23 protein-coding genes and 1 tRNA gene are annotated in these 22,019 nt (G+C 64.9%); 16 read left to right on the top strand and 8 right to left on the bottom strand.

The features are described 5' to 3' along the window. Positions 1–59: 59 nt before the first annotated feature. A complete protein-coding gene (gene yedA / locus J2X92_RS05830) occupies positions 60–977 on the top strand; it encodes a drug/metabolite exporter YedA (protein WP_307574153.1) in 918 nt (305 codons plus the stop codon). A 9-nt stretch (positions 978–986) separates the two neighbouring features. Here yedA and J2X92_RS05825 read toward each other — a convergent pair whose 3' ends face one another. From J2X92_RS05825 to J2X92_RS05810, 4 genes are all read right to left on the bottom strand, one after another. Then, positions 987–1,625, bottom strand: a complete 639-nt coding sequence (locus J2X92_RS05825) for a LysE family translocator (RefSeq protein WP_307574151.1) — start codon at positions 1,623–1,625, stop codon at positions 987–989. Beyond that, positions 1,622–2,260, bottom strand: coding sequence for an RnfABCDGE type electron transport complex subunit B (locus tag J2X92_RS05820; protein ID WP_307574149.1), 639 nt, complete (start codon positions 2,258–2,260; stop codon positions 1,622–1,624). Before J2X92_RS05820 ends, J2X92_RS05825 begins: the two co-directional genes overlap by 4 nt. Next, positions 2,257–3,672, bottom strand: a complete 1,416-nt coding sequence (locus J2X92_RS05815) for a polyhydroxyalkanoate depolymerase (RefSeq protein ID WP_307574147.1) — start codon at positions 3,670–3,672, stop codon at positions 2,257–2,259. The genes J2X92_RS05820 and J2X92_RS05815 overlap by 4 nt, the downstream gene beginning before the upstream one ends. 158 nt (positions 3,673–3,830) lie before the next feature. Further along, positions 3,831–5,027, bottom strand: coding sequence for an amino acid aminotransferase (locus J2X92_RS05810; protein ID WP_307574145.1), 1,197 nt, complete (start codon positions 5,025–5,027; stop codon positions 3,831–3,833). Positions 5,028–5,132: 105 nt separating this feature from the next. Here J2X92_RS05810 and uvrB point away from each other — a divergent pair, with 105 nt between their 5' ends. From uvrB to J2X92_RS05740, 14 genes are all read left to right on the top strand, one after another. Next, entirely contained in the window at positions 5,133–7,250 is a 2,118-nt protein-coding gene (uvrB, locus tag J2X92_RS05805; RefSeq protein WP_307574143.1) for an excinuclease ABC subunit UvrB, read from the top strand. Positions 7,251–7,488: 238 nt separating this feature from the next. After that, positions 7,489–8,025 carry a Fe-S cluster assembly transcriptional regulator IscR gene (gene iscR / locus J2X92_RS05800; RefSeq protein ID WP_007828186.1) on the top strand — a complete coding sequence of 179 codons (537 nt, stop codon included), beginning with the start codon at positions 7,489–7,491 and terminating at the stop codon, positions 8,023–8,025. 90 nt (positions 8,026–8,115) lie between these two features. Beyond that, a complete protein-coding gene (locus J2X92_RS05795; RefSeq protein ID WP_307574141.1) occupies positions 8,116–9,336 on the top strand; it encodes an IscS subfamily cysteine desulfurase in 1,221 nt (406 codons plus the stop codon). A gap of 59 nt (positions 9,337–9,395) precedes the next feature. Next, complete coding sequence (iscU, locus tag J2X92_RS05790; protein WP_307574139.1) at positions 9,396–9,812, top strand: Fe-S cluster assembly scaffold IscU; 417 nt, start codon at positions 9,396–9,398, stop codon at positions 9,810–9,812. Position 9,813: 1 nt separating this feature from the next. Continuing rightward, entirely contained in the window at positions 9,814–10,137 is a 324-nt protein-coding gene (gene iscA / locus J2X92_RS05785) for an iron-sulfur cluster assembly protein IscA (protein ID WP_007828190.1), read from the top strand. A gap of 153 nt (positions 10,138–10,290) precedes the next feature. After that, the gene (hscB, locus tag J2X92_RS05780) at positions 10,291–10,809 is read left to right on the top strand and encodes a Fe-S protein assembly co-chaperone HscB (protein WP_307574137.1); all 519 of its coding nucleotides are present in this window, start codon (positions 10,291–10,293) and stop codon (positions 10,807–10,809) included. Positions 10,810–10,819: 10 nt separating this feature from the next. Further along, positions 10,820–12,682: a Fe-S protein assembly chaperone HscA gene (gene hscA / locus J2X92_RS05775; protein ID WP_307574136.1), complete on the top strand. Its 1,863-nt coding sequence runs from the start codon at positions 10,820–10,822 to the stop codon at positions 12,680–12,682. Positions 12,683–12,689: 7 nt separating this feature from the next. Continuing rightward, entirely contained in the window at positions 12,690–13,028 is a 339-nt protein-coding gene (fdx, locus tag J2X92_RS05770; protein WP_307574135.1) for an ISC system 2Fe-2S type ferredoxin, read from the top strand. After that, entirely contained in the window at positions 13,028–13,735 is a 708-nt protein-coding gene (gene dnaQ / locus J2X92_RS05765) for a DNA polymerase III subunit epsilon (RefSeq protein WP_307574134.1), read from the top strand. Before fdx ends, dnaQ begins: the two co-directional genes overlap by 1 nt. Positions 13,736–13,814: 79 nt before the next feature. Beyond that, positions 13,815–13,889: transfer RNA gene (locus J2X92_RS05760), tRNA-Val, on the top strand. 159 nt (positions 13,890–14,048) lie between these two features. Continuing rightward, positions 14,049–14,159, top strand: coding sequence for a stereocilin (locus tag J2X92_RS05755; protein WP_082517415.1), 111 nt, complete (start codon positions 14,049–14,051; stop codon positions 14,157–14,159). Between the two features lie 32 nt (positions 14,160–14,191). Then, positions 14,192–15,295: an NAD(P)/FAD-dependent oxidoreductase gene (locus J2X92_RS05750; protein WP_307574132.1), complete on the top strand. Its 1,104-nt coding sequence runs from the start codon at positions 14,192–14,194 to the stop codon at positions 15,293–15,295. Positions 15,296–15,437: 142 nt separating this feature from the next. Then, positions 15,438–15,734 carry a glycine zipper domain-containing protein gene (locus J2X92_RS05745; protein WP_055796254.1) on the top strand — a complete coding sequence of 99 codons (297 nt, stop codon included), beginning with the start codon at positions 15,438–15,440 and terminating at the stop codon, positions 15,732–15,734. 51 nt (positions 15,735–15,785) lie between these two features. Further along, positions 15,786–16,514: a phage holin family protein gene (locus J2X92_RS05740; protein ID WP_307574130.1), complete on the top strand. Its 729-nt coding sequence runs from the start codon at positions 15,786–15,788 to the stop codon at positions 16,512–16,514. A gap of 25 nt (positions 16,515–16,539) precedes the next feature. On the opposite strand, the gene J2X92_RS05735 is transcribed toward J2X92_RS05740, so the two are convergent. Beyond that, the gene (locus J2X92_RS05735; RefSeq protein ID WP_307574129.1) at positions 16,540–17,625 is read right to left on the bottom strand and encodes a quinone-dependent dihydroorotate dehydrogenase; all 1,086 of its coding nucleotides are present in this window, start codon (positions 17,623–17,625) and stop codon (positions 16,540–16,542) included. A 40-nt stretch (positions 17,626–17,665) separates the two neighbouring features. Between J2X92_RS05735 and rpiA the strand changes: the two genes are divergently transcribed. Continuing rightward, a complete protein-coding gene (gene rpiA, locus J2X92_RS05730; RefSeq protein ID WP_307574127.1) occupies positions 17,666–18,385 on the top strand; it encodes a ribose-5-phosphate isomerase RpiA in 720 nt (239 codons plus the stop codon). 42 nt (positions 18,386–18,427) lie between these two features. On the opposite strand, the gene J2X92_RS05725 is transcribed toward rpiA, so the two are convergent. The 3 genes from J2X92_RS05725 to folD are packed head-to-tail and all read right to left on the bottom strand — an operon-like array spanning position 18,428 to position 22,014. Next, positions 18,428–19,072 carry a glutaredoxin family protein gene (locus tag J2X92_RS05725; protein ID WP_307574126.1) on the bottom strand — a complete coding sequence of 215 codons (645 nt, stop codon included), beginning with the start codon at positions 19,070–19,072 and terminating at the stop codon, positions 18,428–18,430. Positions 19,073–19,102: 30 nt separating this feature from the next. Then, positions 19,103–21,157, bottom strand: a complete 2,055-nt coding sequence (locus J2X92_RS05720) for a M3 family metallopeptidase (RefSeq protein ID WP_307574124.1) — start codon at positions 21,155–21,157, stop codon at positions 19,103–19,105. A 5-nt stretch (positions 21,158–21,162) separates the two neighbouring features. Next, positions 21,163–22,014, bottom strand: coding sequence for a bifunctional methylenetetrahydrofolate dehydrogenase/methenyltetrahydrofolate cyclohydrolase FolD (gene folD, locus J2X92_RS05715; RefSeq protein WP_307574122.1), 852 nt, complete (start codon positions 22,012–22,014; stop codon positions 21,163–21,165). Positions 22,015–22,019: the final 5 nt, after the last annotated feature.

Below are 22,019 nucleotides of genomic sequence, written 5' to 3'. Positions count from 1 at the left end.
GCGGAGGGTTCGCTTTCATACCATCGATGGCGTTCCAATACCAACAAGACTGACCTCGCATGCCTACTCTTGCATCCCCCGCCCAAGCCGCGCACGGTTCCGTACGCGGTTCGCTGCCGCCGCTGCTGTGGCTTTGCCTGGCTGCCACCTGGGTGGTCTGGGGCTCGACTTATCTCGCGATCAAGTACGCGCTGATCAGCTTTGCGCCTTTTCTTCAGATGGGCTCGCGCTTCCTGTTCGCGGGCATGCTGCTTGCCGCGTGGATGCGCTGGCGCGGCGCGGCCTGGCCATCGCGCCTGCAATGGCGCAATGCCCTGGTGGTCGGCTCGCTGATGCTCGGCGGCGGCATGGGCGGAACCGCTCATGCCGAAGTGTCCATCGGCTCCGGGCTGGTGGTGGCCTTCATTGCGGTCGTGCCGCTGCTGATCGCGTTGCTGAACCTCATCTGGGGCGTGAAGCCGACGCGGCTCGAAGCCACGGGCATTGCGCTCGGCCTCGTCGGCGTGCTGATGCTGACGCAGGGGAGCGGCTTCCAGTCATCGCCGGCGGGCCTCGTCGCGATTTCCATCGCGTGCGTCTGCTGGTCGATGGGCAGCGTGCTGAGCCAGCGCAGCCTGCCGCTTGCGCCAGGAGCGATGGGCTTTGCCAGCGAGATGATCTGCGGCGGCGTGGTGCTGCTGGTGCTGTCGGCAATCTCCGGCGAGCAACTCGTGTGGCCGCCGCAGCCCGAGGCTGCTGCGGCCTGGCTGTACCTCGTGGTGTTTGGCTCGCTGATCGCGTTCAACGCCTACATGGTGCTGCTCGCCAAGGCGCCGGCCGCACTGGCGGCGAGCTACACCTTCGTCAACCCGGTCATCGCGATGCTGCTGGGCGTGTGGATTGCCAACGAGACTGTGACGCGCTTTGAGTGGTACGCCGTGGCCGTCGTGCTGGCCGGCGTGCTATTGCTGCTCTTCAAGCGTTCGAAGAAGGGCTGAGCCAATGACTCAGGTGCCCGGACGGCGCCAGAAAGCCAGCGTGGCCGCCAGCAGCCACATGCCTGCCGCGCAACTGCGGTTCAGCGCCTTGAGGCCGCGCCGCGAGAGCCAGCGCACGGCCTGTGTTCCGGCGGCCGCATAGGCCAGCATCACGCAAGTGTCGAGCGCCACGAAGATCGAGCCCAGCAACAGGTACTGCGTGCCCTGCGGCTTGGCGATGTCGATAAATTGCGGCAGGAAGGCCGCGAAGAACAACACGGTCTTGGGGTTCGACAGCGCCACCAGCAGGCTGCGCATGAGCGCGACGCGGCCGTGGGGGCGAACCTCGACGGCCGACTTGGCCAGCGCCGCACCGAGATCCGCCGCCTCGCTGCGCCACAGCTTGACGCCGAGCCAGACCAGGTAGGCGACACCCGCCACGCGGATCGCGTTGAAGAGCAGCTCCGATGCGGCGAGCAGCGAGCCGAGCCCGAGCGCGACCACCGCGATCAGCGTGACGCTGCCGAGCGACGCGCCGGCAATGCCCCAGCTCGCGCGGCGCATGCCGCCGTCGATGCCGTTGGACAGCGCCAGCAGCATCGTGGGCCCGGGAATCACGGCCAGGGCGAGCGAGGCGACGACGTAGATCAGCAATGTGTCGAGTGTCATGGCTTGGCGGCGGGTGGGCGTCGTTGCGAGGCGGCGCGGGCACGCGCCAGTGCAGCTTCGACGATGGATCGCTTGCGCGTGTCGGCAGTTTGCGGTTCAGCAGCGGCGGCCGGGGTCGGTTCGTTGGCCTGCTGCCTGTCGGCACGGCGATGCACGCCATGCAGCTTGTAGCGTTGCAGCGCGGCGTCTGCCTGAGCGTCTGACCAGGCTTGCCAGCCTGTGCGGCCGGGTGTCTCGACTTCGAGCGAAATGCAGTCCACGGGACAGACCGGAATGCAAAGCTCGCAGCCCGTGCAGTGCGCTTCGATCACGGTGTGCATGCGCTTGTTGATGCCGACGATGGCATCGGTGGGGCAGGCGTCCAGGCAGAGCGTGCAGCCGATGCACCAGGCTTCGTCGATGACCGCCATGGCGCGCGGGCCTTCGGTGCCGAACTGCGGATCGAGCGGGAGCGGCTCGCGGCCTGTCAGCCCCGCGAGCCTTGCGATGCCTTCGGCGCCGCCGGGAGGGCATTGATTGATGTTGGCGGCGCCATCGGCCACCGCCTGGGCATATCCGGCGCAATCAGGGTAGCCGCAACGTGTGCACTGCGTCTGGGGCAGTGCACTGTGGATGCGTGCGGCCAGCCCGATCACTTCCTACGTGCCGCGGGCTTCTTCACGGCGGCGACTGCCACCGCTTTCTTGGCTGCGACATTCTTCCGGGCTGCCACGGCAGGCGTGCTCCGGCCTGGCTTGATGCGGTCTTCGGCCGGCAGGCTTTCGCGCGCATCGCTGCGCCGCTGGGGCTGGTCGTGCGCGGCGATGAACTTCTGCATCTTGGGATAGACCAGGTCGCGCCAGCGGCGGCCGCTGAAGATGCCATAGTGGCCCGCGCCCTTGACTTCGTAGTGCTCGCGCTGCGCGTTGTCGATGCCGGTGCACAGGCTGTGCGCAGCCTCGGTCTGGCCCGAACCCGAGATGTCGTCGAGCTCGCCTTCGACGGTGAGCAGGGCCGTGGAGTGGATGTCTTGCGGGCGCACGCGCTCGATCTGGCCCTTGGGGTTCTTGACGTCCCAGGTGCCGTTCACGAGTTCGAAGTCCTGGAACACGACGCGGATGGTGTCCAGGTAGTAGTCGGCGTCCATGTCGAGCACGGCGTTGTACTCGTCGTAGAACTTGCGATGGGCCTCGGCGCTGGCGTCGTCGCCCTTGATCAGGTCCTTGAAATAGTCGTAGTGACTGGTGGCGTGGCGATCGGGGTTCATGGCCACGAAGCCCGTGTGCTGCAGGAAGCCCGGATACACGCGACGGCCTTCACCCGGGAAGCCTTGCGGCACGCGGTAGATCACGTTGTTCTCGAACCACTCGAAGCTCTTGTTCATCGCGAGGTTGTTCACCGCGGTGGGCGACTTGCGCGCGTCGATGGGGCCACCCATCATCGTCATGGAGAGCGGCAGCTGCTCGCCGCGGCTTGCCATGAGCGACACGGCAGCAAGCACCGGCACAGTGGGCTGGCACACGCTCACCACGTGGCAGTTGCCGTATTCGGCCTGCAGCTGGCGGATGAAGTCTTGCACGTAGTTGATGTAGTCGTCGAGGTGAAACTCGCCTTCGGACATCGGCACGAGGCGCGCGTTCTTCCAGTCCGTGATGTAGACCTTGTGGTCTTGCAGCATGGTGCGCACCGTGTCGCGCAGCAGCGTGGCGTAGTGGCCCGACAGCGGCGCCACGATCAGCACCACGGGCTGGCTCTTGAGCGTCTTGAGAATGTGCGGCTCGTCGGTGAAGCGCTTGAAGCGGCGCAGCTCGCAGAAAGGCTTGTCGAGCTCGACGGCCTCCTGGATAACAACGTCTTCGCCCTCGACCTTCACGGACTTGATGTTGAACTCGGGCTTCTCGTAGTCCTTGCCCAGCCGATAGAGCAGGTCGTAGCCCGCTGCCATGCGCTGGGCCATGGGCGCTTGTCCCCATACGGCACCTTGGCCGAAGAGCTTGGACGCCGCTTGCGCGAAGTCCGAAAACGGTTCCATCAAGGAACGCTGGGCTTCGTAGAGTTGGTAAAGCATCGCTGGTGTTGGAGTGGAATGTTGCGGTGCAATATATCAGCGCCATGACCGCCGCGCAGCCGGCCTTACCCGTACGTAGATCCCGCTGCGGGGGCGCTATTTCTTCACCAAATGTGAAGGAATGTCAGATGATGAATTCCCTCACATTTTCCTGACAATCAGATGACCTTGGCGATCGACGCGCAGACGTAATCGATGTTCTTGCTGTTGAGTGCGGCCACGCACATGCGGCCGGTGTCGGTGCCGTACACGCCGAATTCGTTGCGCAGGCGCACCATCTGGTCCTTGCTGAGGCCCGAGTAGCTGAACATGCCGATCTGCGTGGTGATGAAGCTCATGTCTTCCTTCACGCCGGCAGCCTTGAGGCCGTCGACCAGCTTCTGGCGCATGGCCTTAATGCGAACGCGCATTTCGCCGAGTTCCTTTTCCCACAGGGCGCGCAGTTCGGGGTTGCCGAGCACCGCGGCCACCACGGCACCGCCGTGGATCGGCGGGTTGCTGTAGTTGGTGCGGATCGCGATCTTGAGTTGCGACAGCACGCGGCCGGCTTCTTCTTTGCTCTCGCACAGCACCGACAGGGCGCCCACGCGCTCGCCGTAGAGGCTGAAGCTCTTCGAGAACGAGGTCGAGACGAAGAAGGTCAGCCCCGCATCGACGAACTTGGCAACCGCCGCGCCGTCTTCCTTGAGGCCGTAGCCGAAGCCCTGGTAGGCCATGTCGAGGAAGGGCACGAGATTCTTGGCCTTGACGGTTGCAACGACCTGGTCCCACTGCTCGGAGGTGATGTCGTAACCAGTGGGGTTGTGACAGCAGGCGTGCAGCACGACGATGGTGCCGGCCGGTGCCGCGTTCAGGGCGGCCAGCATGCCGTCGAAGTTGATGCCGCGCTTGGCGGCGTCGTAGTAGGGGTAGCTGTCGACCTCGAAGCCTGCATTGGTGAACAGGGCGCGGTGGTTTTCCCAGCTCGGGTCGCTGATCAGGACCTTGGCGTTGGGGTTGAGCTTCTTGAGGAAGTCAGCGCCGACCTTGAGGCCGCCGGTGCCGCCGATGGCCTGGATGGTCGCCACGCGGCCCGACTGCACGGGTTCGCTGTCGACGCCAAAGACCAGGCCCTTGACCGCGTTGTCGTAGGCCACGATGCCGTCGATCGGCAGGTAGCCGCGAGCCGACGGGGCTTTCATCATGTTCTGTTCGGCGGCCTGCACGCACTGGAGCAGAGGCAGCTTGCCGTTGTCGTCGTAATAGACGCCGACGCCGAGGTTGACCTTGTTGGGGTTGGTGTCGGCTGCAAACTGCTCGTTGAGGCCGAGGATCGGGTCGCGCGGTGCCATTTCGACCGCGGTGAACATAGACATGGAAAGGTCCTTTGGGATGAAAGCTTCGCTGGCAACCGGAGAGGCTTTATGCTTTCCGGTTGCCTTGAATTTTACCGGCGCTACCGCCACCTGTCGGGAACAGCCATGCCAGAGAACAACGAAGCCATAGCAGACCTGAAGAAACTGGACCCGATCGGTCCGGCCAAACAGGGCGAATTCATCAAATATCCGGGTTCGCCTTTCGAACTTTTCCAGCCCTATCCGCCCGCCGGCGACCAGCCTAAGGCGATCGACGGGCTGGTCGAGGGCGTGCTGGACGGCGAGGTGTTCCAGACGCTGCTGGGCGTGACCGGCTCCGGCAAGACCTTCACCATGGCCAACGTGATTGCCCGGCTGGGGCGCCCGGCCATCGTTTTTGCGCCCAACAAGACGCTGGCGGCGCAGCTCTACAGCGAGTTTCGCGAGTTCTTCCCGAAGAACGCGGTCGAGTACTTCGTGAGCTACTACGACTATTACCAGCCCGAGGCCTACGTGCCCCAGCGCGACCTGTTCATCGAAAAGGACTCGTCGATCAACGAGCACATCGAGCAGATGCGGCTGTCGGCCACCAAGAGCGTGCTGGAGCGGCGCGATACGGTCATCGTGGCCACGGTGAGCGCCATCTACGGCATCGGCACGCCCGAGGATTACACACAGATGCGTTTCATCATGCGGGTGGGCGACAAGATCGGCCAGCGCGACGTGATCGGCCGGCTGATCCGCATGCAGTACACCCGCAACGAGCAGGATTTTTCGCGCGGCACCTTCCGCGTGCGCGGCGACACCATCGACGTGTTCCCGGCTGAGCACAGCGAGCTGGCAATTCGCATCGAGCTGTTCGACGACGAGATCGAGACGCTGCAGCTGTTCGACCCGCTCACGGGTCGCATCCGCCAAAAGATCCCGCGCTTCACGGTGTATCCGTCGAGCCACTACGTGACGCCACGCGACAAGGTGCTGGGCGCGGTCGAAACCATCAAGATCGAGCTCGCCGAGCGGCTGAAGGAATTCTTATCGCAGGGCAAGCTGGTGGAGGCGCAGCGCCTGGAGCAGCGCACCCGCTTCGACCTGGAAATGCTGGCCGAGATCGGCCACTGCAAGGGCATCGAGAACTACACGCGCCACCTTTCCGGAGCGGCGCCAGGAGAGCCGCCGGCCACCCTGACGGACTACATGCCGAAAGACGCGCTGATGTTCCTCGACGAGAGCCACCAGATGGTCGGCCAGCTCAGCGCCATGTACAACGGCGACCGGGCGCGCAAGACCACGCTGGTCGAATACGGCTTTCGGCTGCCGAGCGCGCTGGACAACCGACCGCTCAAGCTGGAGGAGTTCGAAACGCGCATGCGCCAGTGCATCTTCGTTTCGGCCACGCCGGCGCAGTACGAAAAGGACCATGCCGGCAATGTGGTCGAGCAGCTGGTGCGGCCCACAGGCCTGATCGACCCCGAGGTTGAGGTGCGCCCCGCCACGCACCAGGTGGACGACGTGCTGGGCGAGATTCGCATCCGCGTCGAGAAGAACGAGCGGGTGCTCATCACCACGCTCACCAAGCGCATGGCCGAGCAGCTGACCGACTATCTGGGCGACAACGGCGTGAAGGTGCGATACCTGCACAGCGACGTCGACACGGTCGAGCGGGTGGAGATCTTGCGCGACCTGCGGCTGGGCACTTTCGACGTCCTGGTCGGCATCAATCTGCTACGGGAAGGCCTGGACATTCCCGAGGTGTCGCTGGTGGCCATTCTCGATGCCGACAAGGAAGGCTTCCTGCGCGCCGAGCGCTCGCTGATCCAGACCATCGGCCGGGCGGCGCGGAACCTGAGCGGCAAGGCCATCCTGTACGCCGACCGGATGACCGACTCGATGAAGAAGGCCATCGACGAAACCGAGCGCCGCCGCGCCCGGCAGATCGCCCACAACGAAGCCAATGGCATCACCCCGCGCAGCATCGTGAAGCAGGTGCGCGACCTGATCGATGGCGTCTACAGCGAAAAAACCGGCAAGGAAATGGCCAAGCTCGACCTGGAACGCGCCAAGGTCGAGGACATGAGCGAAAAAGACATTGCCCGGGAAATCAAGCGGCTCGAAAAGCTCATGCTCGAGCATGCCCGCAATCTCGAATTCGAGAAGGCGGCGCGGGTGCGCGACCAGCTGGCGCTTCTGCGCGAGCAGGCGTTTGGCGCCTCTGGCGGGGACAACATCGCCGTGTTGCCGTCGTAGGACGAGGTTTCGGTTTGTTCAAGCGGTTTCCGCTGGGGTTTACCCGAGCAAACCTCAGGGGCTTCTGTTATACTTGACCGAAATACTCAACAACAAAGAAAAAAGAACTTCGCGATGAAGGACCGATCCCACTGGCTGGTTCACCAGCGTCAGGGGTCGGGCAGGGCGGAGACGAAGTCACCGCGGGCCCCCGGGGCCACGGTGTCATTTCAACGGTAAGCACTTGAAGGAGCTTGCGATGCGTCTCACTACCAAAGGCCGTTTTGCGGTCACAGCAATGATCGATCTGGCGCTGCGTCAGAACACCGGTCCGGTCACGCTGGCCGCGATCAGCCAGCGGCAGCAGATTTCATTGTCGTACCTCGAGCAGCTGTTCGGCAAACTGCGCCGTCACGAGCTGGTCGAGTCGACCCGCGGCCCCGGCGGCGGCTACAGCCTCGGCCGCAAGGCTGCGGATATCACCGTCGCAGACATCATTGTTTCCGTCGATGAGCCCATCGATGCCACGCAGTGCGGCGGCAAGGAAAACTGCCTCGGCGAAGCCGGTCGCTGCATGACGCACGAGCTCTGGGCCTCGCTGAACCAGCGCATGGTCGAGTTCCTCGATTCCGTCACGCTGCAAAAACTGGTCGACGACCAGATCGCGAAGGGCGTGCAAATCGAGAACAAGCCAGTCGTCAAGCGCGCCATCTCCGCGCAGCCCGTGGTCAAGCCCATTCGCGTGAATGCGCCGAATTCGGTGTTTGCCCTGGGCAACGCGTTCGCGAAGTCCTGATGCACCGTGTCGCAGGCGGCGCCTTGGGGCGCCGCTGCGAAAAGCCGCCCAGATAAAGAAACAAACCCCCCACGCCAGCCCGAGCCAGCCATGGACGTCACTCCTCATTTCCCGATCTACCTCGATTACGGCGCCACCACGCCGGTTGACCCCCGTGTGGTCGACGCCATGATTCCCTGGTTGCGCGAGCATTTCGGCAACCCGGCGTCGCGCAGCCACGCTTGGGGCTGGGAAGCTGAAGAGGCGGTCGAGAAAGCGCGCGTGTACGTGGCCGAGCTGATCGGTGCCGACCCGCGCGAAATCGTCTGGACATCCGGCGCCACCGAGTCGAACAACCTCGCCCTCAAGGGCGCGGCGCACTTCTACAAGGGCAAGGGCAAGCACCTCATCACGGTGAAGACCGAGCACAAGGCCGTGCTCGACACCATGCGCGAACTCGAGCGCCAAGGCTTCGAAGTGACGTACATGGACGTCGAGGAAAACGGCCTGCTCGATCTCGACAAGTTCAAGGCCGCGATCCGGCCCGACACCATCCTTGCGAGCGTGATGTACGTCAACAACGAGATCGGCGTCATCCAGGACGTGGTCGCGCTCGGCAATGCCTGCCGCGAAAAGGGTGTGATCTTCCACGTCGATGCGGCCCAGGCCACCGGCAAGGTCGAGATCGACATCGCCAAGCTGCCTATCGACCTGATGAGCCTGGCTTCGCACAAGACCTACGGCCCCAAGGGCATTGGCGCGCTGTACGTTCGCCGCAAGCCGCGCGTGCGGCTCGAGGCGCAAATGCACGGCGGCGGCCATGAGCGCGGCATGCGCTCGGGCACCCTCCCAACGCACCAGATCGTGGGCATGGGCGAGGCTTTCCGCATCGCCAAGCTCGAAATGAAGGAAGACATTGCCAAGGCCGCCAGCCTGCAGAAGCGCCTGCTCGACGGCCTGAAGGACGTGGAGCAGGTGTTCATCAACGGCGACCTCGAGCAGCGTGTGCCGCACAACCTGAACATGAGCTTCAACTACGTCGAAGGCGAGTCGCTGATCATGGGCATCAAAGGCCTGGCGGTGTCGTCGGGTTCGGCCTGCACGTCGGCCAGCCTGGAGCCCAGCTATGTGCTGCGCGCCCTGGGCCGCAGCGACGAACTGGCCCACAGCAGCCTTCGCATGACCATCGGCCGTTTCACGACCGAGGAAGAAATCGACTACGCCATCTCGACCATCAAGCACAACGTGGCCAAGCTGCGCGAGCTGAGCCCCTTGTGGGAGATGTTCCAGGACGGCGTCGACATCAGCACGATCCAGTGGTCGGCCCACTGACGCATTGACGTACTGGCCCACCAGTGCTCCACGATTGAACAAAGTTTGAGAGGTACACCATGGCATATTCATCCAAGGTCATCGACCACTACGAAAATCCCCGCAACGTCGGCTCCTTCGAAAAGGGCGACGATTCGGTAGGCACCGGCATGGTCGGCGCACCGGCCTGCGGCGACGTCATGAAGCTGCAGATCAAGGTCAACCCCGAAACCGGCGTGATCGAAGATGCGCGCTTCAAGACCTACGGCTGTGGCTCCGCCATTGCCTCGTCCTCGCTCGTGACCGAATGGGTCAAGGGCAAGACGCTCGACGAAGCGGCTGCGCTCAAGAACGCGCAGATCGCCGAAGAGTTGGCCCTGCCACCTGTCAAGATCCACTGCTCGATCCTGGCCGAAGATGCCATCAAGGCCGCCGTGAGCGACTACAAAGCCAAGCACGGCGCCAAGACGGCGCAAGCCGAGTCGGCAGTCCACTGACATGGCCGTCACGTTGACCGAAGCTGCTGCGCGCCACGTGACCCGCTACCTCGGCAAGCGGGGCAAGGGCGTGGGTGTGCGGCTGGGCGTGAAGACCACCGGCTGCTCCGGCCTGGCCTACAAGCTGGAGTACGTGGACGAGTTCACGCCAGAAGACGTGGTGTTCGAAGACCATGGCGTGAAGGTGCTGGTCGATCCGAAGAGCCTGGCCTACATCGACGGCACGCAGCTCGACTTCGTGCGCGAGGGCTTGAACGAAGGCTTCAAGTTCATCAACCCGAACGAACGCGACCGTTGCGGCTGCGGGGAAAGCTTTCGCATCTGATGCGCCGTCGCTGACCGCGACAACAGCCGCCACCATGTCATGTGCTGGCGGTTTTTTCTTGATCCATATGAGCTCCCACGTTCGGCACTTTGTGTCCTCACTGCCCCCCGAGGAGGCGCAGACCGCCTTTGGGGCGGCCCGGCAGGCAGTCTGATGAACCTGAACGACACCGACTTCCAATTGTTCGCCGTCCCGGCCACGTTCGCGCAGGACCGCGCGGCACTCGATGCGCGCTGGAAAGAGCTGCAGCGCGAGGCCCACCCGGACCGCTTTGCCGCGCAAGGCGCCGCGGCGCAGCGCGTGGCCATGCAGTGGTCGGTGCGCATCAACGAGGCCTACCAGCGGCTCAAGGACCCGATCCGGCGTGCCAGCTACCTCTGCGAACTCAACGGCGCGCCGCTGAATAGCGAGAACAACACGGCCATGCCGCCCGACTTCCTGATGCAGCAGATGGAGTGGCGTGAGGAGCTCGACGACGCCGACGACATCGAAGCGATCGAGAAGCTGCAGGCCGAGGTCGAAGCCGGTCGTGCGCGCGCGCTGTCGTCGCTTGACTGGCTGATCGACGAGAAGGGCGACTATCCCGCCGCCGCGCAGCAGGTGAGAGCCCTCATGTTCATTGAGCGTTTCGGCCAGGACGTCGAAGCCAAGTTCGATCAGTTGGGACAATAGGCCCCTATATATGGCTCTTCTACAGATTTCAGAACCCGGCCAGGCGCCCGATCCGCATCAGCGCCGCATTGCCGTGGGCATCGACCTCGGCACCACGCATTCGTTGGTGGCCGCGGTGCGCAACGGCGTGGCCGAATGCCTGCCCGACGACCAGGGTCGCGTGCTGCTGCCTTCGGTCGTGCGCTACCTCGCGGGCGACCGAAGGCAGATCGGCTTCGACGCCGTGGCGGCGCGAGGGCAAGACCCTGCCAACACCATCACCTCGGTCAAGCGGCTCATGGGCCGCGGGCTCTCCGACATCTCGAACCGCGAGTCGATGTCGTATCACATCGAGGGCAGCGACGGCGGCATGGTGAAGGTGCAAACCTTCGCGGGCGAGAAGTCGCCGGTCGAGATCAGCGCCGAAATTCTCGCGACGCTGCGCTTCCGCGCTGAAGACACCTTCGACGACGAGCTCTACGGCGCGGTCATTACCGTGCCGGCCTATTTCGACGAAGGCCAGCGCCAAGCCACCAAGGACGCCGCACAACTTGCGGGCATCAACGTGCTGCGGCTCATCAGCGAACCCACGGCCGCTGCCATCGCCTACGGCCTGGACAACGCAAGCGAAGGCGTCTATGCGGTTTATGACCTGGGTGGCGGCACCTTCGACATCTCTATCCTGCGGCTGACGCAGGGCGTGTTCGAAGTGATCGCGACCGGCGGAGATTCGGCCCTGGGTGGCGACGACTACGACCACGCCCTGGCCGGCTTCGTGCTCGCCCAAACCGGCCTCGAAGTCGGCAGCGACAACGACAAGGCCGCCATGCTCGTGGCCGCACGTGCCGCGAAAGAGGCGCTGACCGACACCGAGTCGACCACCTTCCGCGCGGAGCTTGCCGGCAAGGCGGTTCAATTCGAACTCACTCGCCACCAATTCGACGCCGCCACCAAGCCGCTCACCGACCGCACGATTGCATCGGTTCGCAAGGCGCTGCGCGACGCCAAGCTCAAGCCCGACGACCTGAAGGGCATCGTGCTGGTGGGCGGATCTACGCGCATGCCGCAGGTCCGCCATGCTGTCGCCGAGTTCTTTGGCCGCGAGCCGCTGGTCAATCTGAATCCCGACGAAGTCGTGGCGCTCGGCGCCGCCATCCAGGCCAACCAATTGGCCGGCAACAATGGCGCGGGCGACCTGCTGCTGCTCGACGTGATTCCACTTTCGCTGGGCATCGAGACCATGGGCGGGCTGGTCGAGCGCATCGTGCCGCGCAACCAGACCATCCCCACCGCGATGGCGCAGGATTTCACCACCTACCAGGACGGCCAGACCGCTCTTGCGCTGCACGTGGTGCAGGGCGAGCGAGACCTGGTGGCCGACTGCCGCAGCCTTGCGCGCTTCACGCTGCGCGGCATTCCACCGATGGCCGCGGGCGCGGCGCGCATCCGTGTGACCTTCACTGTGGACGCCGATGGCTTGTTGAGCGTCAGCGCCAAGGAGCAGGGCAGTGGCGTCGAGGCCAGTGTCACCGTCAAGCCTTCGTACGGGCTCTCGGACGACCAGATCGCGACCATGCTGCAGGAGAGTTTTTCCACCGCGCAGCAGGACATGCAGGCACGTGCGCTCGTCGAGTCGCGCGTCGATGCCGAGCGCTTGCTGCTTGCCACGCAGAGCGCGCTCGATGCGGACGGCGATCTGCTGAACGAGCAGGAGCGTGCGGTCATCGATGCATCGATGGCGCAGCTGCGCGAAGCCGCCAAGGGCAGCAGCGACGCGGCGGCCATCGAGGCGGCCACCAAGGCTTTGGCCAACGACACCGAAGCTTTTGCCGCCCAGCGCATGAACGCGGGCATTGCGCGCGCGTTGTCGGGCCGCAAGGTCGAATCCCTCTAAGAACTACATGCCCACCATCAAGATATTTCCGCATCCCGAGTACTGCCCGAAGGGTGCAGAAATCACGGCGCCGGCCGGCACTTCGATTTGCGAGGCGCTGCTGGAGAACCACATCAACATCGAGCACGCCTGCGAGATGAGCTGCGCCTGCACCACATGCCACGTGATCGTGCGCCAGGGGTTCAGCTCGCTGAACGAAGCCGAGGAGGGCGAAGAAGACCTGCTCGATCGCGCCTGGGGCCTGGAGCCACAATCGCGTCTCAGCTGCCAAGCCATCCTGGCGCAGGCAGACGTGACGATCGAGATTCCCAAGTACTCGATCAACCACGCCAAGGAAAATCACTGATGTCGCGCCAGATCGTCCTCGATACCGAAACCACGGGTCTTTCTGCCGAGAACGGCGACCGCGTGATCGAGCTTGGCTGCGTGGAGCTGTTCGCGCGCAAGCTCACCGGCAACGACCTGCACATCTACTTCAACCCCGAGCGCGAGAGTCATGAAGACGCGCTCAAGGTGCACGGCCTGACGACCGACTTCCTGCGCGACAAGCCGAAGTTCGCCACCCTTGCCAATGACATCGTCGAGTATCTGCGCGGCGCCGAGCTGATCATTCACAACGCGGCCTTCGACGTCGGCTTTCTCAACAAGGAGCTCGAGCTGGCCGGCCTGCCGCCGCTGCGCAGCTTCGTCGGCGAAGTGACCGACACGCTGGCCATGGCCAAGCAGGTCTACCCGGGCAAGCGAAATTCGCTGGACGCGCTGTGCGACCGCTTCGGCGTCGATCGCTCGAACCGCACCTTCCACGGCGCCAAGCTCGACGCTCAGCTGCTGGCCGACGTCTACATCAACCTCACGCGCGGCCAGGACGCGCTCTTGATCGACGTTTCGTCCAGCGAGCCGGCGCAGGGCACCACCCTCGTCACCATCGACTTGAGCCAGTTCGACCTGCCGGTGATCCTGGCGGGCGAGCAGGAGCTGGCGGCGCACGAGGCGCTGTTGTCGCAGCTCGACAAATCCAGCAACGGACGCACGCTGTTTCGCCAAATCGGCTGAAATGCTGTGGCATAATCGAAGGCTTCGCGCAACGCGATTAATTCCAAGGCACTGCACTTGCAGTGCCAAGGGGTTTGCAGGGCGGTTAGCTCAGGGGTAGAGCACAGCATTCACACTGCTGGGGTCGGAGGTTCGAAACCTCCACCGCCCACCAATTTCCTCGAAATTAAAAGCGATTTGGATTGTCCAAGTCGCTTTTTTTGTTTGTGCGCTGCTTGGACTCAATTGTCGGCTCGTGCTGACGCCAGCTGCCGCCTCGCACCGGCTCTATTTCCTCGCGGAGCGCGTACACCCAACGGGAAGGAGACCGACCATGGCCACTCATCCCGACATTCCGCCCGACCTGCCCGTGGAACCCGACGAAGGGCCGAGCACGCCACCGGACGATCCGACCGATCCCGAGCCTCCTCCCACCACCTCGTAAACCTGGCGCGCGAGCCGCGATAAGCTCGCGCCATGGATGAACTTGATTGCGCTGTCATCGGCGGCGGAGTGGTGGGCTTGGCCGTGGCGCGCGCGTTGGCGCTCGCAGGCCGCGAAGTGGTGGTGCTAGAGGCTGAGAACGCCATCGGCACAGGCACCAGTTCGCGGAACAGCGAGGTGATTCACGCGGGCATCTACTATCCGCAAGGCTCGCTCAAGGCGCGGCTGTGCGTCGAGGGCAAAGAGGCGCTCTATGCGTACGCAGAGGAGCGCGGCGTGCCACACCGACGCTGCGGCAAGCTCATCGTGGCGACTTCGCCCGAACAGGTGGGTGAGCTCGAAAACATCCGCGCCAAGGCTGCCGCCAACGGTGTCGACGACCTCGTGCTGCTAACGGCGCAACAGGCCAGGGCGATGGAGTCGCAACTGCATTGCGAAGCGGCGCTGCATTCTCCGAGCACCGGCATCGTCGACAGCCATGCGCTGATGCTGAGTCTCTTGGGCGACGTGGAGAACGCGGGTGGGATGCTGGCGCTCAAATCTCCTATCGCGCGCGCGGAATGCGGAGCTGACTCCATTGTCCTGGTCGCGGAGGATGGCACGGCATTGCGCTGCAACTCCGTGGTCAATGCGGCCGGTCTTGGCGCCCCCGACCTCGCGAAGCGGTTCGAAGGCCTCCCCGCGACGGCCGTACCGACCGCCTACTTTGCCAAAGGCAGCTATTTCACCTTGTCGGGCCGCGCGCCTTTCAGCCGGCTCGTCTACCCGGTGCCCGAGCCGGGAGGCCTGGGCGTGCACCTGACCATCGACTTGGGCGGCCAGGCGAAGTTCGGTCCCGATGTTCAGTGGGTGCAGTCGGCGGACGACCTCGTGGTCGACCCGGCACGCGGCGACGGCTTCTACGCCGAGGTGCGCAAGTATTGGCCAGCCTTGCCCGACGGTGGACTGATTCCCGGCTATGCGGGCATTCGGCCCAAGATCTCGGGGCCGGGCGAGCCCGCGCGCGACTTCATGATCGACGGGCCGAAGGCGCATGGCGTTCGCGGCCTGGTCAATCTCTTCGGCATCGAATCGCCGGGACTCACGAGCAGCCTGGCCATCGGGCGCTACGTGGCGACCCTGCTCGCCGGCAACTGAGGCGAGCAATGAAGCCCTGTGTGCAGAAGTCTGCAGAACTGTCGCGCACGAGGGGCTTTTGTGCCTGTAACATGACACCACGCCATCCGATGGCGTGAAGCCGCCGGCGCGGTGCCGGTGTCATCACGGAGGAAAGATTCCAATGAGTGCATCCAACAACATTGAAGCGGCAGCCGAAGACATCGCGAGCGACGTGCGCGGCGTGCTGGCCAGCAAAGACCTGGATTCGGTTCCCCACATCAAAGCGCTGCGCCAGCGCATCGACACCAAGCTCGCCATTGCGCGCGAGCTCGCGGCAGAGAAAAGCAAGCTTGCAGCCCAGAAGGCCCGCGAAGCGGCCAACAGCGCCAACGCCTACGCCCACGACGAGCCGTGGCAGATTGCCGGCGCAGCGCTGGCCGTCGGTGTGCTGGTGGGTTTGCTGCTTGGCCGCCGCTGACCTGAGCGCACACCGCCGCCGCGTCATCCATCGCCGAGCGGGAGCCGGCGCATGAGGTTGCTGTCCCTGTTCGGGCTCGATGCCCGCTTGCGGCGGCTGCGGATTGCTGCGGCCGAAGGAGCGCTGGCCGCCGAAGACCGTGTGCAGCTGCTGCGCATGGCCTGGGAGGACGAGAAGCAGCGCCTCAAGCTGATGCTGGTCCTCGTGGTGGCCGTCCTAGGCCTGACCACGGTGGCTGTGGCCTTGCTGTCGATGGCGGTGGTGGTGCATTTCTGGGAAACGCCTCACCGCATTGCGGCCGCATGGGCGGTGGCTGGCGTGTGGATCGTGCTGTGGCTCGGGGCCGCAGTGGGCCTGTACCTGAGCTTTCGCAATGCGTCGAACGGCTTCATGCCGGCCCGGCACGAATTCGAACGCGACTGGGCCTGGGTTCAGGACAGCTTCGGACTTGGCAAGGACCCGGACCAGGACGACGAAGCGCCGCGTCCGCCGCGGCCAGCCACACGCGAAGAGCTGCTCGCGCGCATGGAGCGCCAGCGCGAACGCATAGCCACGATGCAGGGCGCAGGCGCGGCGCAGCAGCCTGCGAGCGCAGCAGGGGGTGCTTCTTCCGAAGCGCCTCCCGCTGATGAGTCGGCTGCCGCCGCGGCACTTCGCATCGCGCGGGAGCACCCGGTTGCCACGGGCGTGGTGGCCGCGGTCGCCGTGGTGGTGATTCGTCCCAGGCGACTGTTGCGCTGGGCGGCGTTCATCGCGCCGGTGCTCTGGCGCATGCGCTGAGAGAGAAGAAGCGCCGAAAGAAGGCTCAGGCGGTGCTGCGGCTTTGCTGCAGCAGCGCCTGCGCCGCTTCGCGCACGAGGGCCGGGCCTCGATAGATGAGCCCGGTGTAGATTTGCACCACGTCGGCGCCCGCGGCAATCTTTGCCTTGGCATCGGCCGCGCTCAGGATGCCGCCCACCCCGATGATCGGAAAACTCGGCCCAAGGGCGGCACGCAGCTGCGCAATCACCCGGTTGCTGGCTTCGCGCACCGGCGCGCCCGAGAGCCCGCCCGCTTCGCCGGCATGCGGCAGTCCCGCCACTGCATCGCGGGCCAGCGTCGTGTTGGTGGCAATCACACCGTCCATGCCGTGGCGCTGCAGCGTGGCGGCGATCACGTCGACCTGGGCCTGGTCGAGATCGGGAGCGATCTTCACGAATAACGGCACGCGCCGGCCGCTGCGTTGGGCGAGCGCCTGTCGGCGCTCGGCAATGGCGCCCAGCAGGGCATCGAGCGCCTCGTCGCTTTGCAGCGTGCGCAGGTTGGCCGTGTTGGGGCTCGAGATATTGATGGTCACGTAGTCGGCATGCGCATACACGCCGTCCAGGCAGGCCAGGTAGTCGTCCACCGCCCGCTCGATGGGCGTGGCGGCGTTCTTCCCGATGTTGAGCCCGAGCAGCATCGGCTTCTTGCCGGCGCCGCCGCCGCCATTCTTGCGAAAGCGGGCCTTCTGCACGTTGGCGAGAAAGGCATCGAGCCCTTCGTTGTTGAAGCCGAGCCGGTTGATGAGCGCGTCGCGCTGCGGCAGGCGGAACATGCGGGGCTTGGGGTTGCCTGGCTGCGCCTTGGGCGTCACGGTGCCGACCTCGACGAAGCCGAAGCCCATGGCGGCAAAAGCGTCGATGCAGCGGGCGTTCTTGTCGAGCCCTGCCGCCAGCCCGACGCGGTTCGGAAACTCCAGCCCTGCCAGGGTGATCGGGTCGTCGACACGCGGCGCGGCGTAGGCGCAGGCGAGCGGCGTGTTCTGCGTACGGGCCAGGCCGTCGAGCGTGAGTTCGTGGGCGTGCTCCGGGTCGAAACCGAACAGAAAGGGCCGGGCCAGGCCGTAGAGCGAAGAGGGGAGCAGGAGCATCGGATAATTCTCGACTTCAATGAGCCAAGGATTCTCCGCGATGACCGCACCCGTTTCTCCTTCTTCCGCTCCCGGCACCGCCGCCATCTCCCAGGACGAGCTCAAGGCCCAGGTCGGCCGCGCCGCATTGGACTATGTGGTGAAGGGTGAAATCGTCGGCGTGGGCACCGGCTCGACCGTGAACAAGTTCATCGACGCACTGGCGACGATCAAGGACCAGATCAAGGGCGCGGTGTCCAGTTCGGTGGCTTCGACCGAACGTCTGCGCGCGCTCGGCATTCCGGTGTTCGACAGCAACGAGGTCGAGGAGCTCGGCGTGTACATCGACGGTGCCGACGAAATCGACCACCGGGGCTTCATGGTGAAGGGTGGCGGCGCGGCGCTCACGCGCGAAAAGATCGTGGCGGCGCAGTCGCGGCGCTTCGTCTGCATCGCCGATGCGTCCAAGCTGGTCGATACGCTCGGTGCCTTTCCGCTCCCCGTGGAAGTGATTCCGATGGCGGCGCGCCGCGTGATGCGCCAGTTCGAGGCCATGGGCGGCATTGCGCAGGTGCGGGAAAAAGACGGCTCGGCGCTCGTGACGGACAACGGCCAGCACATCGTCGACGTGACGGGACTGCGGATCAGCGATCCGCTGGCTTTCGAATCCGAGGTGAGCCAGTGGCCCGGCGTGGTCACGGTCGGCGTTTTCGCGCACCAGAAGGCCGACGTGTGCCTGCTCGGTACGCCGACTGGTGTGCAAACGCTGCAGTTCGACTGATGCAAGTCCGCCGAGGCGGACCGTCGGGCGCTTACAGATCGATCAGAACTTGATGCCGGCCGGGTTGCTCGGACTCGGGCCGCTGGGTGCGGGGGCGGTCTGCTGCGGCGCAGGCGCTGGTGTCGCGGGCTCGGGCGCAGCAGGTACTGCCTGTTGCGCAACCAACGGACGAGCTGGCGGATTGCGGTAGCCCGCAGGCAGGCTGTTGCTCTTCGGGTAGCCAGCGGCATCGAGGTATTGCGACCATTCGGCGTCCGAGAAACCCTTGAGCTGCTGAGAGCCGATGGTCAGCAGCGGCAGCGAAGCCCGGCCGGTCAAGCGCTGCAGCGCCTCGACGTCCTGGTCGCTCTTGACGGTGCGTTCCTCGAATGGAATGCCGCGCGTGACGAGCAGCGACCGGGCCGTGCCGCAGGGCGCGCACTCCTCGCCGCTGTACAGCGTGACGGGGTAGCGCTGCGCAACCTGCCGCAGCTCATAAGGCAGCCCGGCGTTCGAGGGCTCGGCGCTGGCGGCCTGCGGCCCCTTGGCCGGCTCGGTGCTGGCGGTGGGCGCGCGGTCCGAGAAAGTGACCTTACCGTTCTTGTCGACGTTGCGATAGATCGGCTGGGCCATGGCACCCGCGGCAATCAGCAGGAGGGCGGTGGCGGACAGGCGATGCAAGGGAAATTTCTTGTGGATCGAAGGCATCGCCCGAGTATCGCAAGCTTCAGGCCCGCATCAAGCGGGCTGCGACTCCGCCATGCCCTGGTGTCGCAGCAATGCATCAAGCTGCGGCTCGCGGCCACGGAAGGCCTTGAACGATTCCATGGCGCTGCGGCTGCCGCCGGCTTCGAGAATGGCCTGCCGGTACCGGCGGCCCGTCTCGATGTTCGGCTGGCCGTCGACGCCCACGGTTTCCTCGAAGGCCGCATAGGCGTCGGCGCTCAGCACCTCGGCCCACTTGTAGCTGTAGTAGCCGGCCGCGTAGCCGCCCGAGAAGATGTGGCTGAAGGTGTTGGGCGTGCGGCTGAACGGCGGCGAGGGCATCACGGCCACTTCGGCGCGCACCTTGCCCAGCAGCGCGAGCACACCGCCAGGCTGTGCGGTGGCGGCCTGGTATTCGGTATGCAGCAGCATGTCGAAAAGCGAGAACTCGATCTGGCGCAGCGTCTGCAGGCCGCTTTGGAAGTTCTTGGCGGCGGTCATCTTGTCGAACAGCGCGCGCGGCAGCGGCTCGCCGGTGTCGACGTGGGCCGTCATATGCGTAAGCACGTCCCACTCCCAGCAGAAGTTTTCCATGAACTGGCTCGGCAGTTCGACAGCGTCCCACTCGACGCCGCTGATACCCGAGACGTCGCGCTCGTTCACCTGCGTGAGCATGTGGTGCAGGCCGTGGCCGAATTCGTGGAAGAGGGTGGTCACGTCGTCGTGCGTGAGCAGCGGCGGCTTGCCGTCCACGCCGCTCGCAAAGTTGCACACCAGCTGCGCCACCGGCGTTTGCAGCGCGCCGTCATCCGGCCGCAGCCAGCGCGCGCGCACGTCGTCCATCCAGGCGCCGCCGCGCTTGGCGGCACGGGCCGAGGGGTCGAGATAGAACTGGCCCACCTTTTGGCCGGCACGCTCGATGCGATAGAACTCGACGCTCGGGTGCCACGTGGGTGCGCTGTCGCGGCGAATGGTCACCTCGAACAGCGTCTCGACGATTTTGAACAGGCCGGCCATCACCTTGGGGGCCGGGAAATACTGCTTGACCTCCTGCTCGCTGAAGGCATAGCGCGCTTCCTTCAGCTTCTCGCCGATGTAGCTCCAGTCCCAGGCTTGCGGATCGGTGATGCCCAACTGCTCCGATGCGAACACGCGCAGGTCGGCCAGGTCGCGTTCGCCATAGGGCTTGGCCTTGGCCGCAAGGTCGCGCAGGAACTTGATCACCTGCTCGGGCGATTCGGCCATCTTGGGCACGACCGAGAGTTCGCCAAAATTCTTGTAGCCGAGCAGCTTTGCTTCCTCTTCCCGCAGCGCAAGAATCTCGTTGATCAGCGCGGTGTTATCGAAGGCCGGATCACCGAGTTCGCTGGCGCGCGTGACGTAGGCGCGGTAGAGCGTTTCGCGCAGCGCGCTGCTCTTTGCAAACTGCATCACGGGCAAGTAGCAGGGCATCTTGAGCGTGAGCTTGTAGCCTTGCTTGCCTTCGGCTTCGGCTTCGGCGGCCGCGCGGGCCGCGCTCACCACGTCTTCCGGCACGCCGCCCAGTTCGCCCAGCGCTGCGTAATAGGAGAAGGCGTCGGTGGCGTCGAGCGCGTTCTCGCTGAATTTCTGGCTCAGCTCCGCCTGGCGTTCCTGGATCTCGGCAAAGCGCTTTTTCGCGTCACCCTGCAGTTCCGCGCCGCCGAGCACAAAGTTGCGCACCGCATTGCGGTGCGCTTGGCGCTGCTCGGCGTTAAGGGTGGCCACGTCGATGGCCTTGTACTTGGCATAAAGGCGCTCGTCCGAACCCAGGCGGGTCCAGAACGCGGTCACGCGCGGCATCGCTTCGTTGTAGGCGGCGCGCAGTTCCGGCGTATCGGCGACCGCGTTCAGATGGCCAACCGCACCCCAGGCGCGGCTGAAGCGTTCGGACGCCACATCGAGCACCTTGGAAATCGCATTCCAGTCAGCTGGAAAGTCAGCCGCGGTGACGGTCTGCAGCGCCGCCTCGGCATCGGCCAGCAAGATATCGACCGCGGGCGCAACGTGCTCGGGCTTGATGCGGTCGAACAGCGGGAGATCGGCGAAGTCGAGGAGGGGGTTGGTCATGGAAATCACTTTGCGGCGCGTTCCGCAGCTTCAAGGGTGTTGGCGAGCAGCATGGCGCGAGTCATGGGACCGACGCCGCCGGGCACGGGGGTGATCCAGCTGGCGACTTCCTTGACGCCGTCGAAGTCGACGTCGCCCGCGAGCTTGCCGTCTTCCTTGCGGTTCATGCCCACGTCGATCACGACGGCGCCGGGCTTCACCATGTCGGCCGTGAGAATGTTGCGCTTGCCGACAGCGGCAACGACCACATCGGCCTGCCGGGTGATGGCGGCCAGGTCTTGTGTGCCGCTGTGGCAGATGGTGACGGTGGCGTTCTTGGCCAGCAGCATCATGGCCATCGGCTTGCCGACGATGTTGCTGCGGCCGATGACCACCGCATGTTTGCCGCGCAGGTCATAGCCAATGGATTCGAGCATCTTCATGCAGCCATACGGTGTGCAGGGCCAGAAGCCGGGCGCGCCGGTCATCAGCGCGCCGGCACTGGCCACGTGAAAGCCGTCCACGTCCTTGGCCGGCGAGATCGTCTCGATGACCTTCTGGCTGTCCATGTGCTTGGGGAGCGGCAGCTGCACCAGGATGCCGTGCACCAGCGGGTCGTCGTTGAGGGCACGAATGCGGGCCAGAAGGTCCGCCTCGCTCATGTCAGCAGGGTAGCGTTCCAGCGTAGCCAGGAGGCCGGTTTCGGTGCTGTCGTTGACCTTGTGCTTGGTGTAGACCTGGCTGGCCGGATCGTCACCGACGAGGATGATGGAAAGAGCCGGGTTCACGCCGCTGGCCTTCAGTGCCGCGGTACGGCCGGCAACCTCGGCGCGGATGGTTTTGGCGAGGGCGTTGCCGTCAATCAGTTGGGCGGTCATCGGTT

The sequence above is a fragment of the Variovorax paradoxus genome (assembly GCF_030811855.1).
GTDB lineage: Bacteria > Pseudomonadota > Gammaproteobacteria > Burkholderiales > Burkholderiaceae_C > Variovorax > Variovorax paradoxus_L.
Note: the sequence above shows the minus strand (reverse complement) of the source record. Positions and strands in the feature narration are given on the sequence as shown.

What these genes read in the sequence shown, in the direction of transcription:
- yedA (WP_307574153.1), top strand. Translation starts at nt 60, where the DNA reads ATGCCTACTCTTGCATCCCCCGCCCAAGCCGCGCACGGTTCCGTACGC.
- J2X92_RS05825 (WP_307574151.1), bottom strand. Translation starts at nt 1,625, where the DNA reads ATGACACTCGACACATTGCTGATCTACGTCGTCGCCTCGCTCGCCCTG.
- J2X92_RS05815 (WP_307574147.1), bottom strand. Translation starts at nt 3,672, where the DNA reads ATGCTTTACCAACTCTACGAAGCCCAGCGTTCCTTGATGGAACCGTTT.
- J2X92_RS05810 (WP_307574145.1), bottom strand. Translation starts at nt 5,027, where the DNA reads ATGTCTATGTTCACCGCGGTCGAAATGGCACCGCGCGACCCGATCCTC.
- uvrB (WP_307574143.1), top strand. Translation starts at nt 5,133, where the DNA reads ATGCCAGAGAACAACGAAGCCATAGCAGACCTGAAGAAACTGGACCCG.
- iscR (WP_007828186.1), top strand. Translation starts at nt 7,489, where the DNA reads ATGCGTCTCACTACCAAAGGCCGTTTTGCGGTCACAGCAATGATCGAT.
- J2X92_RS05795 (WP_307574141.1), top strand. Translation starts at nt 8,116, where the DNA reads ATGGACGTCACTCCTCATTTCCCGATCTACCTCGATTACGGCGCCACC.
- iscU (WP_307574139.1), top strand. Translation starts at nt 9,396, where the DNA reads ATGGCATATTCATCCAAGGTCATCGACCACTACGAAAATCCCCGCAAC.
- iscA (WP_007828190.1), top strand. Translation starts at nt 9,814, where the DNA reads ATGGCCGTCACGTTGACCGAAGCTGCTGCGCGCCACGTGACCCGCTAC.
- hscB (WP_307574137.1), top strand. Translation starts at nt 10,291, where the DNA reads ATGAACCTGAACGACACCGACTTCCAATTGTTCGCCGTCCCGGCCACG.
- hscA (WP_307574136.1), top strand. Translation starts at nt 10,820, where the DNA reads ATGGCTCTTCTACAGATTTCAGAACCCGGCCAGGCGCCCGATCCGCAT.
- fdx (WP_307574135.1), top strand. Translation starts at nt 12,690, where the DNA reads ATGCCCACCATCAAGATATTTCCGCATCCCGAGTACTGCCCGAAGGGT.
- dnaQ (WP_307574134.1), top strand. Translation starts at nt 13,028, where the DNA reads ATGTCGCGCCAGATCGTCCTCGATACCGAAACCACGGGTCTTTCTGCC.
- J2X92_RS05755 (WP_082517415.1), top strand. Translation starts at nt 14,049, where the DNA reads ATGGCCACTCATCCCGACATTCCGCCCGACCTGCCCGTGGAACCCGAC.
- J2X92_RS05750 (WP_307574132.1), top strand. Translation starts at nt 14,192, where the DNA reads ATGGATGAACTTGATTGCGCTGTCATCGGCGGCGGAGTGGTGGGCTTG.
- J2X92_RS05745 (WP_055796254.1), top strand. Translation starts at nt 15,438, where the DNA reads ATGAGTGCATCCAACAACATTGAAGCGGCAGCCGAAGACATCGCGAGC.
- J2X92_RS05740 (WP_307574130.1), top strand. Translation starts at nt 15,786, where the DNA reads ATGAGGTTGCTGTCCCTGTTCGGGCTCGATGCCCGCTTGCGGCGGCTG.
- J2X92_RS05735 (WP_307574129.1), bottom strand. Translation starts at nt 17,625, where the DNA reads ATGCTCCTGCTCCCCTCTTCGCTCTACGGCCTGGCCCGGCCCTTTCTG.
- rpiA (WP_307574127.1), top strand. Translation starts at nt 17,666, where the DNA reads ATGACCGCACCCGTTTCTCCTTCTTCCGCTCCCGGCACCGCCGCCATC.
- J2X92_RS05725 (WP_307574126.1), bottom strand. Translation starts at nt 19,072, where the DNA reads ATGCCTTCGATCCACAAGAAATTTCCCTTGCATCGCCTGTCCGCCACC.
- J2X92_RS05720 (WP_307574124.1), bottom strand. Translation starts at nt 21,157, where the DNA reads ATGACCAACCCCCTCCTCGACTTCGCCGATCTCCCGCTGTTCGACCGC.
- folD (WP_307574122.1), bottom strand. Translation starts at nt 22,014, where the DNA reads ATGACCGCCCAACTGATTGACGGCAACGCCCTCGCCAAAACCATCCGC.